Raw genomic sequence first — 2240 nt, 5'->3', positions numbered from 1 at the left:
GGGGGGGGGGGCCGCTGGTGATCACCCTCCTGGACCGTGGGAGCATGCCCGATGGGACCAAGGAGGGGTAGTGCAGCTGCGGAACGTCTCCCCGGACGACGTCGATGCCTATGTTCGGATGCGGTGCGACCCCGTGATGATGGCTGACCTGGGTGGGCCCCTCCCGCGTGAGGGGATGGCGGACAAGGTCCGTCGGGATGCCCGCCAGGCAGCAGATGACCTCGCATGGTTGAAGATGATCGTTCCCGATGAGACCACCCCAGAGGTAGTGGCCGGAACGGTGACTATCTGGTCCCACGACACCAGCGACGGGCCGATGTCCGAGATCGGCTGGATGGTTCTGCCCGAATTCCAAGGACAGGGCCTCGGCAAACGCGCCGTCCGCACCCTTTTGCAACAGGCCAGGGACCAGAATCGCTGGGGCCTGGTGCATGCCTTTCCGGCAACAAACAACGCGGCCTCGAACGGCATCTGCCGTTCCGTCGGGTTCCGCCTCCTGTCCCAAGCCGAGGTGACCTTCGCAGGGCGAGTCCTCAAGACCAATCATTGGGCCATAGACCCGGGGAAGGACTTGCGCTGACGCCAGCGATCACCGGGTCTGTTCGATGCTCGGCCGAAAGTTCAGCCGAGTGCGCTCTGCTCGGCCAAGGCGTGGTGTGGGCGAGGCGGTAGGACTCGATGCCGGTTTGGATGATCGCGCGGTTGAAGGTGAGGCGGTCGACGATGGCCGCGCAGAGCCGGGAGTCGGTGCAGGTCTTTGTCCAGCCACCTGGGGCCGGCACTTGTTCCCTCACAAGAGTTGCCGCTGCCACCTGGCCGTATCCCGTTCCTGAGGTCCTCGCTGGTTCTCGTGGTAGCACCCTGGGTTTCAAGGCGCTGCCTTGACCGTTCGGGTGCGAGGAAGGTGTGCCGGTGACCGAGGCGAGACTCCAGGTCATCGCGGGCGGGGCCGTCCCGCAGGAGCACGTCGGCCGACAGGGACCCCCCGCGCCCTCGTTCGCGGACCGGACCTCGCAGGTGACCCAGTACCGTCGAGGAGGTCCAGCAGCCCGAAAGCCGACCTCACTTGGTCGGCTGCATCCAGGTCTTCGGTAAACACATCACCGGCCCGGGAGTGCGCTACCTCGTCGGCGGTGAGCGACGCGTCCGGCTTCTCGTCGCTCACCCACCCGTCGCGCACCTGGCTGACACCCTGATCAGCCAGCCAGCCAGCCAGCCAACGCCGCGCTGCCTCCTCGGCTTGCATCTCCACTCGGGAAGTATGACAAGCCCCGCAAGATCCGAACGGAATTGGTTCAGTCATCTCGCGGTATCCCGTGCATCCGTGCGTAGTGATCTTGGATCATCGCTTTGCTCTCGCCTGGTCTGCAGGCTGCAGCGACGTGCCTACCGCTGTGGTGACGGCGCGGGGACGAGAAGCCGGGCCGACACTGCGGTGAGCCAGAGGAGGCCCAGTCCCGCTCCGGCGGTGAAGGCCAGGACGGTGAGGGAGGAGCCCGCGAATCCGGCGAGGACTCCTACCGGCACGACGCGGCAGGCAAGGGCCCAGCCGCGCTGACCGCGGGTAGCGAAGTGCCGGGCGAGTACGAGGAACGCGGCGCACAGCGCGAGATAGCCGACCGTGCCGCTGAGCATGTGGACGGTGCCGTGTGCACTCAGTGAGGCCCCCCGGTCCTCGGGGGCGCCGGCAGGGAACCCAGCCCCTGGATCGGCGCGGAAGACCCCGGCGAGGAGGAACGAGGCACCGAACACACCGAGCAGCCGGGGCGCCCAGGTGCCGCCGGGTGCATCGCCCAGTGTCCGGCGTATCGCGATCGCGCCGCTGATCACCAACAGGCCGGTGAGCAGGAAGACGGTGACCTGGATCCAGCCGAGGCTGCCGAGGCTGAGCTGGCTGAGGGCGTTGTGGGTGAAGTCGAACCTGTCCCGCGTCAGGCCCTGGGCCAGACCCGCCGCGAGGAAGAGTGGGCCTGCCGCGATGCCGGCAGCCGGCAGGATTCTTGGTACCGGGCGAACCAGGCTCGCGTCGTTGGCGGCCTGGTGGTCGAGCGTCTGGGACATGCGGAGATCTTTTCTGGTCGTGGGTGGACTGAACGGTCTGGCGGGTCAGCGGGGCTGAAGGGTGTAGTGGGCTTCGATGACGCCGTTGGCGAAGGCCCGCGTGGCTGCGAGGTGCATGGGGATCTGCTCGCCGTCGGCGAGGGTGCGGCCGGTGCCGGTGCCGGTGCCGGTGCCGGTGC

The 2240-nt window shown here is 67.7% G+C and carries 2 protein-coding genes and 1 pseudogene; 1 reads left to right on the top strand and 2 read right to left on the bottom strand.

Annotation, left to right across the window (positions count from 1 at the left end; all coding sequences use genetic code 11):
• Nucleotides 1-70: 70 nt before the first annotated feature.
• Nucleotides 71-580 (top strand): GNAT family N-acetyltransferase, encoded by a 510-nt coding sequence (locus GT045_RS21930; RefSeq protein ID WP_161335175.1) that lies wholly within the window; start codon nucleotides 71-73, stop codon nucleotides 578-580.
• 73 nt (nucleotides 581-653) lie between these two features.
• On the opposite strand, the pseudogene GT045_RS21925 reads toward GT045_RS21930, so the two are convergent.
• Together GT045_RS21925 and GT045_RS21920 are read right to left on the bottom strand one after the other, a co-directional pair.
• Nucleotides 654-770: pseudogene (locus GT045_RS21925) on the bottom strand (ATP-binding protein); the annotation flags it as partial.
• A 616-nt stretch (nucleotides 771-1386) separates the two neighbouring features.
• On the bottom strand, nucleotides 1387-2061 hold the full coding sequence (locus GT045_RS21920; protein WP_161335174.1) for a DUF998 domain-containing protein: 675 nt from the start codon (nucleotides 2059-2061) through the stop codon (nucleotides 1387-1389).
• Between the last annotated feature and the right edge of the window lie 179 nt (nucleotides 2062-2240).

The sequence above is a fragment of the Streptomyces sp. SID486 genome, from assembly GCF_009865385.1.
GTDB lineage: Bacteria > Actinomycetota > Actinomycetes > Streptomycetales > Streptomycetaceae > Streptomyces.
This window is presented reverse-complemented; position numbering and strand designations above follow the sequence as displayed.